Source organism: Nocardioides sp. YR527 (assembly GCF_900101045.1).
Classification (GTDB): Bacteria; Actinomycetota; Actinomycetes; order Propionibacteriales; family Nocardioidaceae; genus Nocardioides.
This window is the reverse complement of the sequence record NZ_FNFN01000001.1, coordinates 587,316-602,535: the sequence shown is the minus strand read 5'-3', so window position 1 is coordinate 602,535 and position 15,220 is coordinate 587,316. Positions and strand designations below refer to the sequence as shown.

At 70.4% G+C, this 15,220-nt stretch carries 14 protein-coding genes; 6 read left to right on the top strand and 8 right to left on the bottom strand.

The genetic code is table 11. From position 1 onward, the window contains the following. Positions 1-71: 71 nt before the first annotated feature. Complete coding sequence (locus BLT25_RS02860) at positions 72-1,181, bottom strand: NAD(P)H-dependent flavin oxidoreductase (protein WP_218131216.1); 1,110 nt, start codon at positions 1,179-1,181, stop codon at positions 72-74. After that, positions 1,178-2,842 carry an acyl-CoA synthetase gene (locus tag BLT25_RS02855; protein WP_091041659.1) on the bottom strand — a complete coding sequence of 555 codons (1,665 nt, stop codon included), beginning with the start codon at positions 2,840-2,842 and terminating at the stop codon, positions 1,178-1,180. The genes BLT25_RS02860 and BLT25_RS02855 overlap by 4 nt, the downstream gene beginning before the upstream one ends. A gap of 48 nt (positions 2,843-2,890) precedes the next feature. On the opposite strand from BLT25_RS02855, the gene BLT25_RS02850 reads away from it, so the two are divergent. Next, positions 2,891-3,706, top strand: coding sequence for a crotonase/enoyl-CoA hydratase family protein (locus tag BLT25_RS02850; RefSeq protein ID WP_091041656.1), 816 nt, complete (start codon positions 2,891-2,893; stop codon positions 3,704-3,706). Positions 3,707-3,802: 96 nt separating this feature from the next. Here BLT25_RS02850 and BLT25_RS02845 read toward each other — a convergent pair whose 3' ends face one another. From BLT25_RS02845 to BLT25_RS02820, 6 genes are read right to left on the bottom strand one after another with little or no spacing between them, the layout of a single operon-like run. After that, a complete protein-coding gene (locus BLT25_RS02845) occupies positions 3,803-4,480 on the bottom strand; it encodes a cytochrome b (protein WP_091041654.1) in 678 nt (225 codons plus the stop codon). Beyond that, positions 4,480-6,060 carry a fatty-acid--CoA ligase FadD8 gene (gene fadD8 / locus BLT25_RS02840; protein ID WP_091041651.1) on the bottom strand — a complete coding sequence of 527 codons (1,581 nt, stop codon included), beginning with the start codon at positions 6,058-6,060 and terminating at the stop codon, positions 4,480-4,482. The genes BLT25_RS02845 and fadD8 overlap by 1 nt, the downstream gene beginning before the upstream one ends. Before the next feature lie 53 nt (positions 6,061-6,113). Next, positions 6,114-6,830, bottom strand: a complete 717-nt coding sequence (locus BLT25_RS02835; RefSeq protein WP_091041649.1) for a PaaI family thioesterase — start codon at positions 6,828-6,830, stop codon at positions 6,114-6,116. A gap of 26 nt (positions 6,831-6,856) precedes the next feature. After that, the gene (locus BLT25_RS02830; protein ID WP_091041647.1) at positions 6,857-8,080 is read right to left on the bottom strand and encodes an NADH:flavin oxidoreductase; all 1,224 of its coding nucleotides are present in this window, start codon (positions 8,078-8,080) and stop codon (positions 6,857-6,859) included. Further along, positions 8,077-8,937, bottom strand: a complete 861-nt coding sequence (locus BLT25_RS02825; RefSeq protein WP_091041644.1) for an SDR family oxidoreductase — start codon at positions 8,935-8,937, stop codon at positions 8,077-8,079. The genes BLT25_RS02830 and BLT25_RS02825 overlap by 4 nt, the downstream gene beginning before the upstream one ends. Then, positions 8,934-9,983 carry an LLM class F420-dependent oxidoreductase gene (locus tag BLT25_RS02820; RefSeq protein WP_256328417.1) on the bottom strand — a complete coding sequence of 350 codons (1,050 nt, stop codon included), beginning with the start codon at positions 9,981-9,983 and terminating at the stop codon, positions 8,934-8,936. Before BLT25_RS02820 ends, BLT25_RS02825 begins: the two co-directional genes overlap by 4 nt. Positions 9,984-10,066: 83 nt before the next feature. On the opposite strand from BLT25_RS02820, the gene BLT25_RS02815 reads away from it, so the two are divergent. The 5 genes from BLT25_RS02815 to BLT25_RS02795 all read left to right on the top strand — a co-directional run bounded on the left by BLT25_RS02815 (position 10,067) and on the right by BLT25_RS02795 (position 15,166). Continuing rightward, entirely contained in the window at positions 10,067-11,017 is a 951-nt protein-coding gene (locus tag BLT25_RS02815) for a Zn-ribbon domain-containing OB-fold protein (RefSeq protein ID WP_091041640.1), read from the top strand. A gap of 10 nt (positions 11,018-11,027) precedes the next feature. Next, on the top strand, positions 11,028-12,083 hold the full coding sequence (locus tag BLT25_RS02810; RefSeq protein ID WP_091041637.1) for a thiolase domain-containing protein: 1,056 nt from the start codon (positions 11,028-11,030) through the stop codon (positions 12,081-12,083). Beyond that, positions 12,083-13,246 (top strand): thiolase domain-containing protein, encoded by a 1,164-nt coding sequence (locus tag BLT25_RS02805; protein ID WP_091041635.1) that lies wholly within the window; start codon positions 12,083-12,085, stop codon positions 13,244-13,246. The genes BLT25_RS02810 and BLT25_RS02805 overlap by 1 nt, the downstream gene beginning before the upstream one ends. A 77-nt stretch (positions 13,247-13,323) precedes the next feature. Then, positions 13,324-14,130, top strand: a complete 807-nt coding sequence (locus BLT25_RS02800; RefSeq protein WP_091041633.1) for an enoyl-CoA hydratase — start codon at positions 13,324-13,326, stop codon at positions 14,128-14,130. Between the two features lie 67 nt (positions 14,131-14,197). Beyond that, positions 14,198-15,166 carry an NAD(P)-dependent alcohol dehydrogenase gene (locus BLT25_RS02795; RefSeq protein ID WP_091041631.1) on the top strand — a complete coding sequence of 323 codons (969 nt, stop codon included), beginning with the start codon at positions 14,198-14,200 and terminating at the stop codon, positions 15,164-15,166. The last annotated feature ends 54 nt before the right edge of the window (positions 15,167-15,220 follow it).

Sequence of the window (15,220 nt, the reverse complement as noted above, 5' to 3'; positions counted from 1 at the left end):
AAATCGGCATGAAGAAGGGCGCCGGCTCGGTGATCCGAGCCGGCGCCCTGGTGGTTCAGGGGGCCTGCGGCCTAGCCCTCGGCGATAGCGTCCAGGCGCTTGACCGTCGCCTCGAACTCGGCGATGAGGTCGGCCATGACCGCGGCGACGGGACGTACCTCGTTCATCCGGCCGACGATCTGCCCGACCGGCATCGCGACGACGTCCGGGTCCCCGGCGGCGTTGATGCGGTTGTGGGCGTCGGAGACCAGCAGGTTCTGCAGCGGCATCGGCAGCGGCGCCGGCGAGCCCTCGGCCTCCCAGGCGTCGGTCCACTTCGACTTCAGCAGCCGCGCGGGCTTGCCGGTGTAGATCCGCATCCGGCGGGTGTCGGCGGAGGTGGCGCGGGTGAAGGCGCTCTCCCAGCCCGCGTGGGTGTTGAGGTTGCGGTACTCCGAGGTGCCGAGCCAGATGGAGCCGGTCCAGACGCCCTGCGCCCCCAGCGCCAGCGACGCGGCGATCTGACGGCCCGAGCCGATCCCACCCGCACCCAGCACCGGTACGTCCGGCCCGACCGCGTCGACGATGTCGGGCTGGAGCACCATCGAGGCGATCTCGCCGGTGTGCCCGCCGGCCTCGTATCCCTGGGCGACGATGATGTCGACGCCGTTCGAGACGTGCGACACCGCGTGCTTCGGAGCACCCGCGAGCGCGGCCACCTTGACCCCGTGCTCGTGTGCCTTCTCGATCACGTCGTTGGGCGGGGTGCCGAGCGCGTTGGCGATCAGCACCGGCCGGTGCTGCAGCGCGACGTCGACGTGCGAGCGCGCCGTCGAGTGCAGCCAGCCGAGCACGCCCTCGCGCCCCTCCCCCTCCGGCAGCGGCGGCACGCCCAGGGAGAGCAGCGTCTTGTCGACCCACTCGGTGTGCTCGGCCGGGATGTAGGCGGACAGATCCGTCGAGGTGCCCTCGGTCGGCACCTTCATCGGCATCACGACGTCGACGCCATACGGCTTCCCGTCGGTGTTCTCGTCCATCCAGGTCAGCGTGCGGTCGAGCTCCTCGGCGTCGTTGAAGCGTACGCAGCCCAGCACGCCCAGCCCGCCGGCCTTGGAGACCTCCGCGGCCACGTGCTCGGAGGGGGTGAAGGCGAAGATCGGGTAGTCGATCCCGAACGCCTCGCACAGTGCCGTACGGATCATGCCTCTGCTCCTTCGGGGTCCTGCTCTGTTGCGGTCGCTTGGGTGGCCAGGGCGATCTCCTTGGCCTTGGGGTACTGGGCCTTGCCAGTGGCGTTGCGGGGCACCTCGTCGACGATGGTCAGGGCACGCGGCAGCTTGTAGCCGGACAGGTGAGCCCGCAGGAACGTACGCAGCCCCTCGAGCTCGATGGTGGCGCCCGGCCGGGGCTCGACGACTGCCGCGACGGCCTGCCCGTAGCGCTCGTCCGGGATGCCGACCACGAGCGTGTCGTAGACGTCGGGGTGCGCCTTGATCGCGGCCTCGACCTCCTCGGGGTAGACCTTCTCGCCTCCGGTGTTGATGCAGTTCGAGCCGCGCCCGAGGAGCGTGAGCCGGCCGCCCTCCTCGATCCGGGCGTTGTCGCCCGGGATCGCGTAGCGCTCGCCGTCGATCTCGACGAAGGTCTTCGCCGACTTCTCGGGGTCCCTGTAGTAGCCGACCGGCACGTGGCCCTTGCGGGCGGTGCGGCCGATCTTGCCGACGTCGGTGGCCAGGTCGAGCGGGTGTCCGTCGTCGCCGATCACCGCGGTGTGGGGGCCGGCGGTGACCACAGGTCCGTCGGTGGAGAGCGCGGAGGCGTCCTGCAGACCGGTGCCCTGGAAGCCGGTCTCGGTCGAGCCCACCGAGTCGGTGAAGACGGCGTTCGGGAACGCCTTCATCCAGCGCTCCTTGACCGACTTGGAGAAGATCGCGGCACTGGAGGCGATCGCGAACAGGCTCTGCCCGTCGAAGCTCTGCCCATTTCCGGGACCGGCCTCGTAGGCGTCGATGAGCGGCACCGCCATCGCGTCACCGGTCATGAACATCATCTGGACCTTCTCGCGGTCGACGATCTCCCAGGTGCGTACCGGGTCGAACTTCGGCTCCAGGATCGTCACCTGGCCGGCGAAGAGGTGCATGAGCAGGCTCGCCTGGGCACCGCCGTGCATCAGCGGGCTGAGCGGCAGGGTGATGAGCCCGTCGCCGGCGGCCTGCTTGGACTGGTCGTACTCCTCCAGCGGTACGCCGGTCATGAAGTCGATACCACCGCCGAGCACGCGCCAGAAGTCCTCGTGGCGCCACATCACGCCCTTCGGGAATCCGGTGGTGCCACCGGTGTAGATGACGTGGATGTCGTCGGCGCTGCGCTCGCCGAAGTCGCGTGCGTCGGACTGCCCGGCCAAGGCCTCCTCGAGGGTGACACCGCCGAACGGGCTGAGGTCGGAGTCGTCGTGGGGCTCGAGCGGGTTGGGGACGGCGACGAACGTCGTCAGCCCCTCCAGCTTCGGGGAGACCTCGGCGACCAGCGGCGCGTAGACGCGGTCGTGGACCAGGGCCTTGAGGTCGGCGTTGCCGAAGAGGTACTCCAGCTCGCCGGCGACGTAGCGATAGTTCACGTTGATCGCCACGGCGCGGATCTTGAGGATCGCGAGCAGGGCGATGACGTGCTCCACGGAGTTCTTGGAGTAGAGCCCGACGTGATCGCCCTTCCCGATCCCCTGGCCGGCCAGGTAGTGGGCCAGCTTGTTGGACTCACGCTCGAGCTCCGCGTAAGTCACTGTGCGTTCGCCGACTTGGACCGACACCTTCTCGGGCGCGGCGTCGACGGCGTGTTCGAAGAGGTCAGCAAGGTTCAGCGCCATGAGTGCGAGACTAGAACACGTTTCAGTTTTCCGCTAGGGTCTGGTGTTATGCCGATCACAGAAACTTCTGCTGGGACCGACGCCGGGCCGCACGCGATCGTCGAGCAGGACGGCCACAAGCTCATCGTCACGATGAACCGTCCCGAGCGCCGCAACGCCCTCTCCTCCGAGATGCTGCGGATCATGGAGGACGCCTGGGACCGGGTGAACTCCGACCCGGAGATCAGGGTCTGCATCCTGACCGGCGCGGGCGGCTACTTCTGTGCCGGGATGGATCTGAAGAAGGCCGACGAGAAGCCGCCCTCGGAGTCGTTCGAGGAGGGCTTCGACCCGACGGTGCTCAAGGGGCTGCTCAAGGGCTTTCGGCTCACCAAGCCGCTCATCGCCGCCGTCGAGGGCCCCGCCATCGCCGGCGGCACCGAGATCCTGCAGGGCACCGACATCCGGGTCGCCGGCGAGTCGGCCAAGTTCGGCGTCGCCGAGGCCCGCTGGTCGCTCTACCCGATGGGCGGCTCCGCGGTCCGTCTCCCCCGCCAGATCCCCTACACCGTCGCCGCCGAGCTGCTGCTGACCGGGCGTACGCTGCTCGCCCCCGAGGCCAAGGAGCTCGGACTCATCGGCCACGTCGTCCCCGACGGCACCGCGCTCGAGAAGGCCCACGAGCTCGCCGACATGATCGCAGCCAACGGTCCTCTGGCCGTCCAGGCAATCCTCCGCACCATGCGCGAGTCCGAGGGCAAGCACGAGGAGGAGGCCTGGGCCGACGACGCCAAGGTTGGCGCCGCCGTCTTCGCCTCCGAGGACGCCAAGGAGGGCCCCAAGGCCTTCCTGGAGAAGCGCAAGCCCGAGTTCAAGGGCAAGTAGCCGAAGCGTCACCACGGTCGGTCGAAGCGTCACTGCGGTCGGTCGAAGCGTCACGCGCGTGACACGTCGACCGACGGGGGTGACGCCTCGACCGACCTAGCTGACGGCTCGACCGGTCGCAGCCCCGGGAAGCATGCGAGGAAGTAGCCCCCGGCGCAGCACGAGGAACAGGTGTGCCGCCAGGGCCACGAAGAACGTCACGTGGGCTGCCACGTGCAGCCAGACCAGATGCTCGGAGACAGCGACCAGGGCCAGGCCGCTGAGAGGGACGAGGAACATCAGCGAGAGCAGCACCCGCTCGGTGAAGTGGGCCAGCCTTCGGTCGCCCGCCGTGAGCCGCGGGTCCCACGGCGGGAGCGGCGCGATCCGGCGCCACAGCAGCCGGAGGCCACCGAGCACCACGATGGCCAGGCCGAGCAGGATGTGCATCTCGGGGAGGGTGAGGCCATCGGCGCCGAGCCGCCCGCTCCACAGGTCGTCCCAGGCGACCCCGAGGGCGTCCTCGCTGCGCTCCTCGGCCCGCTCCTGCTCGGCCTCGCACGCCTCCTCGAGGCGGTCCAGCCGCTCCTCCTCGGCGTCCGAGGTGTCGCCACCGCTGCGGTCCTCGCCGGGCGGGTCGCAATCGACCTCGCCTGCCGCCTCCTCCCCCGCCGGGTTCTCGACGTCGGTCGACATCGTGTAGCCGACGACGAACTGCAGGACGAAGGCGGCGACGGTCAGCCAGTGCAGGATCTTGACGCCGACCCCGTAGCCCGCTGCCGTCGCGTCTGACATCAGGACGCAGCGTACCGCGCCCGCAGGGCCTTCTTGTCGGGCTTGCCGAGGGCGGTCATCGGGATCTCGTCGACCTCGATGACCGACTTAGGTGCCTGGACCGAACCCTTCCGCTCCTTGACCAGGGCCTGGATCTCGGCGACGACCTCGGCCGAGAGGACGGCGTCGGGGCGAGGGACCACCACGGCGGTGACTGCCTCGCCGAACTTCTCGTGCGGGGCGCCGATCACGGCGACCTGGGCGACCGCGGGGTGGGTCGCGATGACGTCCTCGACCTCGCGAGGGAAGACGTTGAAGCCGCCGGTGACGATCATGTCCTTGGTGCGGTCGACGATGTACCAGAAGCCGTCCTCGTCCTCCCGGGCGACGTCGCCGGTGTGCATCCAGCCGTCGCGGAACGTCTCGGCGGTGACCTCGGGCAGCTGCCAGTAGCCACCGGAGAGCAGCGGGCCGGCGACGCAGATCTCGCCAGGCTCGCCCGGGGCGACCGGCTTGCCGTCGGCGCCGATCAGGGCGGTGCGCACCAGCGCCGAGGGACGGCCGCACGAGGTGAGGCGGTGGGACGCGGGCGTACCGTCCGGGTTCACGTGGTCGCCCTTGGCGAAGTACGTGATCGCCATCGGCGCCTCGGACTGGCCGTAGTACTGCGCGAAGATCGGCCCGAACCGCTCGATCGCCTCGGCCAGGCGCACCGGGTTGATCGCGGAGGCGCCGTAGTAGATGGTCTCGAGCGAGGACAGGTCGCGAGTGCGGGAGTCGGGGTGGTCCAGGAGCGCGTAGAGCATCGTCGGGACCACCATCAGCGAGGAGATCCTCTCCCGCTCGATGGCCTCCAGGACCGCGGCGGGATCGAACTTCGGCATCACGAAGAGCGTGCCGCCCTTGATCACGACGGGCACGAAGAAGGCGGCGCCGGCGTGCGAGAGCGGCGTGCACATCAGGAACCGCGGCGCCTCGGGCCACTCCCACTCCGAGAGCTGCACCTGGGTCATCGTCGCGAACGACCCGGCCAGCCCGATCACGCCCTTCGGCTTCCCGGTCGTCCCACCGGTGTAGGTGATCGAGGTGACATGGTCCGGCGGGAGCAGCCTCGCGCGCAGCGGCTCGACGTCGTAGGTCGCCGCGGTGGCGACCAGGTCGATCCCGACCTCCGCCAGCTGTGGCGGCACCGGCCCGATGGTGAGCACCTGCTTGAGTCCGGGGCACAGCTCGAGCAGCTCGACCGCACGGTCGGCGAAGTAGGGGTCGATCACCAGGCCGGTGATGCCGGCGTCGTTGATGACGTACGCCTGGTCCTCGGCGCTCCCCAGCGGGTGCAGCGAGGTGCGCTGGAAGCCCTGGGTCTGGCCGGCACCGAGGATGAAGAGCACCTCGGGACGGTTGAGCGCGAGCAGCGCGGTCGCCGAGCCGGTGCCGGCGCCGAGCGCCTCGAACGCCTGGACGTACTGGCTGATCCGCGCCGACACCTCCGCCCCGGTCAGACTCACGTCGCCGAGATGGATGATCGGACGGTTCTTGTGGCGCTCGAGCGCCGAGACCATCAGATGACCGTTGTGGGGACCGATGCGGCTGGTATCCATGCCCGCACCCTACCGCGAAACTAGAACGTGTTCTAGAGGTGGGAGCGGGAGTCTCAGGCGTCGCCGACGTGCTCCCGGTCTCCCCCGGCCACCCGCTCCCTTGCCCAGCGGGGCAGGATGAAGATCCCTTCGGCCTCGACGCACACCACCGGCTCGGAGCCGTCGGCCGGCCGGGTCAGCAGACGGCCGCGCACGATCGCCTTCACTCCCTGCGTCGACTCGATCCGCGCCTCACCGCGCAGCGGACCCAGCGGTGTCCCCTGCTTGTAGACGATCGTGAGGGTGCCGGTCATCCCGGGGCGACCGCCCGCCGAGGCCGCCTCGCCGAGCATCTGGTCCAGGATCAGCGCCGAGACACCACCGTGGACCAGTCCGGGCGGCCCCTCGTACGCGGGCCCGAGCTCGAAGTCGGCCCAGACGTCCTCGCCGTCGCGCTGGACGGCCACCGGCGGGGCGAAGGCGTTCCCCTTCCCGACCACCGGGTTGCCGTAGTTGCGGAAGCCGCCGTCCGAGCCGAACCGGACCCCGTGCGGGCCAGGAAGCGCCTCGGCGAGCAGCTCGTCGGTCAGCGCCTCGACCCGGCCGCGTACGTCATCGAGGACCGAGTCCGCGACCTGGGTGCGCACGACCGCGTCGACGAGCCTGCGCACCGAGTCGGTGAGCGGGACCAGGGTGGCCTCCCGCTCCTTGATCTCGGCCTTCGTCATGTCGTCGTGGACGTATCCGGGAGGCGCCTGCGGGTGCTGGGAACGTCCGTAGTGCATCGACATCTGGATCCTCGCCTTCAGGAATCAGCTCAGCAGGATGGGGGCTGCAGAATGGGGTGAGCCTCACCGTAGACGTGCTCGTCGTCGAGGTGGCAATGGGTCCCCGGATAGATGGTCGACATGCACAGGTTGCAGTGGATGCATCTCGACACCGTCTCGGGGTCGGCACGTAGGCGGTTGACCAGGTCCGGCTCACGGAGCAGCGCGCGGGCCATCGCGACGTACTCGAAGCCCTCGTCCATCGCGGTGCGCATCCCGGTCAGGTCGGTGACCCCACCCAGCAGCACCAGCGGCATCGTCAGCGCGCGACGGAACTCGCGGGCGTTGTCGAGGAAGTAGAGCGGCTTGTAGGGGTACTCCTTGAAGAACCCCTTCCCCACCATCCGCATGCCCATCCTGATCACCGGGTGCAGCGGCATGTTGGCCGCCATCTCGCGGTAGGGGGCGTCGCCGCGGAAGAGGTACATCGGGTTCATGAACGAGGAGCCGCCGGTGAGCTCGAGCGCGTCGAGATGACCGTCGGACTCCAGCAGGCGCGCGAACTCCACCGACTCGGGCAGGTCGAACCCGCCGCGGTAGCCGTCGCGCATGTTCATCTTGGCGAGCACGGCGACCTGCCCGCCCACGGCCTCCCTGACGGCGGCAAGGATGCGCCGCGGGAACGAAGCCCGGTTTGCCAGCGACCCGCCGAACTCGTCGGTACGCGGGTTGAGCCGCGGGCTGAGGAACGAGCTGGGCAGGTAGTTGTGGCCCAGATGCACCTCGATCGCGTCGAACCCGGTCTCGACCGCCATCCTCGCCGCGGCGGCGTGCTGCTCGACCACCCGAGCGAGGTCCGCGGCGGTCGCGGCGCGGTTGAACGCCATCCCCAGCGCGTTGAACGACCGCGTCGGCGCCAGCGACGGCACCCCGTTGGACTTGGCGTTGGCCACCGGGCCGGCGTGGCCGATCTGGGCCGAGACCTTGGCGCCGGTGGCGTGGACCTCGTCGGTCAGCCGCCGCAGCCCGGCCAGCGCCTCCGGGCGCCAGTAGATGCAGTCGGCATGCGTACGTCCCTCCGGGGCCACCGCGAGATAGGCGACCGTGGTCATCCCGACGCCGCCCTCGGCGACGGCGAGGTGGTAGTCGATCAGCCGGTCCGAGACCAGCGCCCCGGGCGATGCGCCCTCGAACGTCGCCGCCTTGATCACCCGGTTGCGCAGCGTCACCGGACCCAGCGTCGCCGGAGCGAGCGGGTCGATCGGGTCGCTCATCGACGGGCCTTCCTGAACTCGCGCATCCTGCGCAGATAGCTGCGCAGCCGCCGGCCGGGCACCGGCCGCGGCCAGTCATCGGCCCGGAACCAGGCGTCGGTGCCGCCGTCGACCACGACGACGCTGCCGACCATGAAGTCCGCGGCCGGGCCGAGCATGTGGATCACCCAGTCGGCGAGCAGGCCGGGGTCGCCGTAGCCTCCGGCCGGCACCGGGAAGGACTTGATCTGCTTGGCCTCGCTCGGTGTCGCCAGCTGCTTCTCCAGCAACGGCGTCAGCACCGCGCCCGGCGCGATCGCGTTGAGCCGGATCCCTGCTCCCACCCAGTCCGGCTCGACCGCGCGCCGCCGGACCCAGCGGGTCACCGCGACCTTCGAGCCGCCGTAGGCCATCGCCGGCGCCCCCTTCCCGAAGATCCGGTACGCCTTCAGCGCCCGCTCCGCGTCGCCCTCGAGCAGCGCGGCCACCGCCCGGCCAGGGACCAGCGGCATCGTCGTGGTCGAGTTGCTCGAGAAGACCACGACCTTCGCGCCGCCGGTCGCGGCCAGCGCCTCGCGCCAGCCTTCGAGGAGCTCGACGACGCCGAAGTAGTTGACCTGGGTGATCAGCGCGGGCCGATCCCGCCCCGGCGCAGGTCCGAGCCCGGCCGCGAGGACGGCACCGTCGAGCCGGCCGCCGCACGCGGCGAGCACCTTCTCGGTGGCGTCGCGACGGCCTTCGGGCGTCGACAGGTCGGCGACGACATCGGCCTCTGCGAGGTCCACGGTGATCACCCGGTGCCCAGCAGCGAGAAGCCGTTCGACCACCGCGGCTCCCATCCCCGAGGCCGACCCGGTGACGGCGTAGACCTCCGTCATCCGATCACCTCGGCGATGCGATGGACGTCGGCGGCCGAGCCGAGGCTCAGCAGCAGGGTGGTGACACCGGTCTCCTCCCACTGGGCCACCTTCTCGCGTACCTCGCCCTCGGTGCCGATGATGTGCAGGTCGTCGACGAGCTCGTCGGGGATGAGCGCGGTGGCCTTCTCCTTCTCGCCGGTCAGGTAGAGGGCCTGGACCTGGCCGGCGAGCTCGGCGTAGCCCATCCGCTCGAAGACCTGGTTGTGGAAGTTCTGCTCCTTGGCGCCCATCCCACCCATGTAGAGGGCCGCGAACGGCTTCATCGCCTCGAGCGTCGCCTGCTTCTCCTCCGCGTTCGCGACGACCTGGAGGTGGCAGGTCGCCGCGATCTCGAAGTCGTCAGCGGTCCGCCGCGCGCCGGGTCGCGCGAACCCCTCGGCCAGCCAGTCGGCGTACATCGGGGCGGACCGCGGCGTGTAGAAGATCGGGATCCAGCCGTCGGCGATCTCGGCGGTCTGCGCGACGTTCTTGGGGCCTTCGGCGCCGAGCCAGATCGGGATGTCGGCGCGCAGCGGGTGCACGATCGGCTTGAGCGGCTTTCCGAGCCCGACCGAACCCTCGCCCGTGAACGGCAGCGGGTAGTGCGGCCCGCCGTTGGTCACCGGCGCCTCCCGGGCGAGCACCTGGCGGACGATCGAGACGACCTCACGCGTCCGGGCCAGCGGCTTGCCGAACGGCTGGCCGTACCACCCCTCCACCACCTGCGGACCGCTCACGCCGAGCCCGAGGACGAAGCGGCCACCGGAGAGGTGGTCGAGCGTCAGCGCGTGCATCGCGATCGAGGTCGGCGTACGTCCCGACATCTGCACGATCGAGGTGCCGAGCCGGACCCGCGAGGTCTCCCGGCCCCACCAGGCCAGCGGGGTGAACGCGTCGCTCCCCCACGCCTCCGCGGTGAAGATCGCATCGAACCCGGCCTCCTCCGCGGCGGCGACGAGCTCGCCCACCCCGGTCGGTGGCTGTGCTCCCCAGTAGCCCAGCTGTAGTCCCAGCTTCACTCTCATCGACTCCTTCGTCCGCGGCTCCGCCGCCGATCGGCAGGGCGTACGGGTTGTGGCCAATACTAGAACGTGTTTCACTTTCTACCATGAGTCGCACCTTGCAGGCACCCGTGACGGTCGCCTTCGACTACACCAGATCCACAGGCCCGGTGATCGGCCGCTTCCTCACCGGGCTGCGTGACGCCACCATCGTCGGCGGCCGCCTCGCCGACGGTCGAGTCGCCGTCCCACCACCTGAGTTCGACCCGGTCAGCCACCAGGCCGTGACCGAGTTCGTCGAGCTCCCCGACACCGGCACGGTCACCTCGTGGACCTGGGTCAGCGAGCCCGTCGCCGGCCAGCCGTTCGAGAGGCCGTTCGCGTGGGCCCTGATCACCGTCGACGGGGCCGGCACCCCGTGGCTGCACGCGGTCGACGTCGCCTCCCCCGACGACATCGAGACCGGCATGAGGGTCCGAGCCAGATGGTCCGAGGAGCGGACCGGCTCGGTCAACGATCTCGTCTTCGAACCCGACACCGGCGACCGTGCAGTCGCCCAGACACCCGCCGCCGGTGACGACGTCAGCCGGATCGTGACCCCGGTCGGCCTCGACTACCACTACGCCGCCTCGCCGGAGGAGTCCTCGTTCTTCCGCGGCCTGGCCGAGGGCCGGATCCTGGGCCAGCGGTGCCCGAAGTGCCGCAAGGTCTACGTCCCGCCGCGCGGCGCCTGCCCGACCGACGGGGTGCCGACCGCGGAGGAGGTCGAGCTCTCCCAGGTCGGGACGGTCACGACCTTCTGCATCGTCAACGTCCCGTTCCTGGGACAGAAGATCAAGCCGCCGTACGTCTCCGCGTACGTCCTCCTCGACGGCGCCGACATCGCGCTGCAGCACCTGATCCTGGACATCCCGGCCGAGGAGGTCCGGATGGGCATGCGGGTCGAGGCGGTCTGGAAGCCACGCGAGGAGTGGGGCACCAGCATCGAGAACATCAGCCACTTCGCGCCGGCCGACGAGCCGGACGCGGACTTCGACAGCTACAAGCACCACCTGTGAGGAGCGCTCAGTGAGAGACGTTGCCGTCGTCGGGTTCGCCCAGCGACAGATGAAGGACTTCGACGGGTCGCCGAGCATGGCCGAGCTGCTCGTACCGATCCTGGCCGAGTGCTACGAGCAGACCGGATGGGCCAAGAAGGACATCGGGTTCTGGTGCTCGGGCTCGTCCGACTACCTGGCCGGCCGGTCGTTCTCGTTCGTGAGCGCGATCGACGCGATCGGGGTGCTGCCCCCGGTCAACGAGTCGCACGTCGAGATGGACGCCGCCTGGGCCCTGTACGAGGCATGGCTGAAGATCCAGACCGGCGAGGTCGACACCGCGCTGGTCTTCGGCTTCGGCAAGGCGTCGGCCGGTGTGCTGCGCCGGACGCTGACGCTGCAGCTCGACCCCTACACGATGACGCCGCTGTGGCCCGACACCGTCTCCCTGGCCGCGCTCCAGGCGCGCCTCGGGCTCGACGCCGGGCTCTGGGACGAGGCCGCTCTGGCCGAGGTCGTCAACCGGTCGCTGACCGATGCGGAGAAGAACGAGTACGCCGTCCGTGCCGGCGGCTCCTCGGTGGGCGAGCTGCTCGCCCGGCCGATGTTCGCCGACCCGCTGCGCAAGCACGACTGCGCTCCGGTGACCGACGGCGCGGCCGCGATCGTGCTCGCCGCCGGCGACCGGGCCTATGACGCCAACCAGCGTCCGGCCTGGATCACCGGGATCGCGCACAGCTCCGACGGCCTCCACCTCGGCACCCGCGATCTGACCATCTCCGGATCGGCCGAGCGGGCGGCAGCTGCCGTGGGCGGCACCGCGGGTGTCCAGGTCGCCGAGCTGCACGCGCCGTTCAGCCATCAGGAGCTGGTCCTGCGCTCTGCGCTCGGCCTCGCGGACGACGTCGCGGTCAGTCCGTCGGGCGGGGCGCTCGCCGCCAACCCGATGTTCAGCGCCGGCGCGATCCGGATCGGCGAGGCCGCCAAGCGGATCTGGGACGGATCGGCCGACAAGGTGCTCGGCCACGCGACCAGCGGGCCCGCACTGCAGCAGAACCTCGTGTGCGTGATGGAAGGACGAAACTGATGGGCAAGACCCCAGCCGCCGTGGTCGGGATCGGCCAGACCCACCACCGCGCGAAGCGCGAGGACGTCTCGATGGCCGGGCTGTGCCGCGAGGCGATGGACCGGGCGCTCGACGACGCAGGGCTGACCTTCGACGAGATCGACGCCATCGTCATCGGCAAGGCACCGGACCTGTTCGAGGGCGTGATGATGCCCGAGCTCTACCTCGCCGAGGCGCTGGGCGCGGCCGGCAAGCCGCTGCTCCGGGTGCACACCGCCGGCTCGGTGGGCGGCTCGACCGCCATCGTGGCCTCCTCGCTGGTGCAGGCGGGCGTCCACAAGCGCGTTCTCACGGTGGCCTTCGAGAAGCAGTCGGAGTCCAACGCGATGTGGGCGCTCTCGGTGCCGGTGCCGTTCGTGATGCCGGTGCACGCGGGCGCGGGCGGCTACTTCGCCCCGCACGTACGCTCCTACATCCGCCGCTCCGAGGCGCCCTCGCACATCGGTGCGATCGTCGCGGCCAAGGACCGCAACAACGCGCTGAAGAACCCCTACGCGCACCTGCACAACGAGGGCACCACTGTCGAGTCCGTGCTGGCGAGCCAGATGCTCTGGGACCCGATCCACTACGACGAGACCTGCCCGTCCTCCGACGGTGCCTGCGCGATGGTGATCGCCGCCGAGGACGTCGCCAAGACGTACGAGGCGCCTGCCTGGATCCACGGCACCGTGATGCGCTCCGAGCCCACCTCGGCCGCCGAGCGCGACCAGGTCAACCCGCAGGCGGGCCGCGAGGCGGCGGCGGCGCTGTGGAAGGCGACCGGGATCACCGACCCGGCCCGCGAGATCGACTGTGCCGAGATCTACGTCCCGTTCGCCTGGTTCGAGCCGATGTGGCTCGAGAACCTCGGCTTCGCCGCCGAGGGCTCGGGCTGGAAGCTCACCGAGGCCGGCGAGACCGCCCTCGACGGCGGCCTCCCGGTCAACATGAGCGGCGGCGTACTCTCCTCCAACCCGATCGGCGCCTCCGGCATGCTCCGCTTCGCCGAAGCCGCTCTGCAGGTCAGGGGCCGCGCCGGCGAGCACCAGGTCGACGGCGCCCGCCGCGCCCTCGGCCACGCCTACGGCGGCGGGTCGCAGTTCTTCTCGATGTGGGTCGTCGGCTCGCAGCCCCCGACCAACTGACCCCGCCGAGTCGGCTCGTCCTGACCAAGTGCCGCGTCAGGACGAGCCGACTCGACGCATGCTGAAGGAGTTCTGAGATGACGTACGTCGAGATGGAGCGAGCGACCGAGGACGTCGCGGTGTTGCGGCTCAACCGGCCGGAGCGGATGAACTCGATGGCGTTCGACGTGATCGTGCCGCTGGTCGCCCGGCTCGAGGAGATCTCGGCCGACAACTCGGTGCGTGCGGTGATCCTGACCGGGGCCGGTCACGGCTTCTGCTCCGGTGCGGACCAGAGTGGCGAGAAGGGCCGGATGCCGGGGATCGAGGGGCTCACCGCGGTGTCGGTGGCGCTGCGGGCGATGGAGATGCTCGAGGACCTGGTCCTCACCCTCCGCACCATGCATCAGCCGGTCATCGCGGCGGTCAACGGCGCCGCGATCGGCGGCGGCCTGTGCCTGGCGCTGGCCTGCGACATCCGGGTGGCCGCCTCGTCGGCGTACTTCCGCGCGGCCGGGATCAACAACGGCCTCACCGCCAGCGAGCTGGGGCTCTCCTACCTGCTCCCCCGCGCCGTCGGCTCCTCCCGCGCCGCGGAGTGGATGCTGACCGGACGCGACATCGACGCCGACGAGGCCGCGCTCACCGGCCTGGTGTCCCGCGTCGTACCCGACGACGAGCTGATCGAGAGCTGCCTGGAGACCGCGAGCGCCATCACCCGATGGAGCCGCCCGGGCGTCGAGCTCACCAAACGTACGCTCATCGACGCCCAGAGCGCTGGGAGCTTCGAGCAGCACATGCACGGCGAGGGCCTCGGCCAGCTCCTGGTCCGCCTCCTCACCGGCAACTTCGAGGAGGCCGTCGCCGCGCGCAAGGAGAAGCGCTCACCGCACTTCCGCGACTGACCCCGGCAAAACCGGAGGTCGGCCTCCGGCCGGAGCGCTAGCGTTGCCTGCGAGACAGGAGGCAGCGATGCTGGCGCTGACCCAGAGGACGTACGGCGGGCTCGACGCGGTCGAGATGGCCGATCTCCCGGTGCCCGAGCCGACGGCCGACGAGGTGCTGGTCGAGGTCCATGCCTGCTCGCTGAACGGGTCCGACCGGGAGAACCTCGCCGGCTCGCCGTTCTACTCACGCGTCGGCGGCCTGCGCAGACCCCGGCGGCCGGTGCCGGGATCCGACATCGCGGGTGTGGTCTCAGCGGTAGGGCATGAGGTGAGCGAGTTCTCCGTCGGTGACGAGGTCTTCGGGGAGCTGGCCGGCTACCGCGGCGGGCTGGCCGAGTATGTCGCCACGAAGCCGCGGCTGCTCGCGCGCAAGCCGGCCGGTCTGACGTACGTCGAAGCCGCCTCGATCCCGCAGGCCGGTTGCATCGCCTGGCGCGCCGTCGAAGGACGAGTGCATCCGGGCGATCGGGTGCTGGTCAACGGCGCAGGCGGTGCGGGCGGACCGCTCGTCGTCGGGCTGGCCAAGGCCCGAGGCGGCGAGGTCACCGCCGTCGACCGGGCCGACAAGGCCGACTTCATGCACCGGATCGGCGCAAACATCACCGTCGACTTCGAGGCCGAGGACTGGGCCGATCATGCCGACCACCGCGAACGCTACGACCTGATCGTCGACCTGGTCGCTCACCGCTCCCCCTTCCGCGTCCACCGCGCCCTGCGCCCGGGCGGCACCTACCGGATGGTCGGCGGCTCGACCCGGATCCTCCTCGCCGCCCTGCCCGCCCGCCCGCTCGTCAAGGCACGGACCGGCAAGGACGTCGGCGTACTCGTCGTGCCCCAGTCGCGCGCAGACCTCGAGGCGATCACCGCGCTGGTGACGAGCAACATCGTCACGCCCGTCGTCGACAGCACGTTCCCGCTGAGCGAGGCGGTGGCGGCGTACGCACGTCTCGCGAGAGGCGACAACCAGGGCAAGATCGTCGTGACGATGCGCTGACGCGCACTCTTTTCTGTCCATCTGAACCGCAGCCTCCGATAGCGTGCTGTGCCA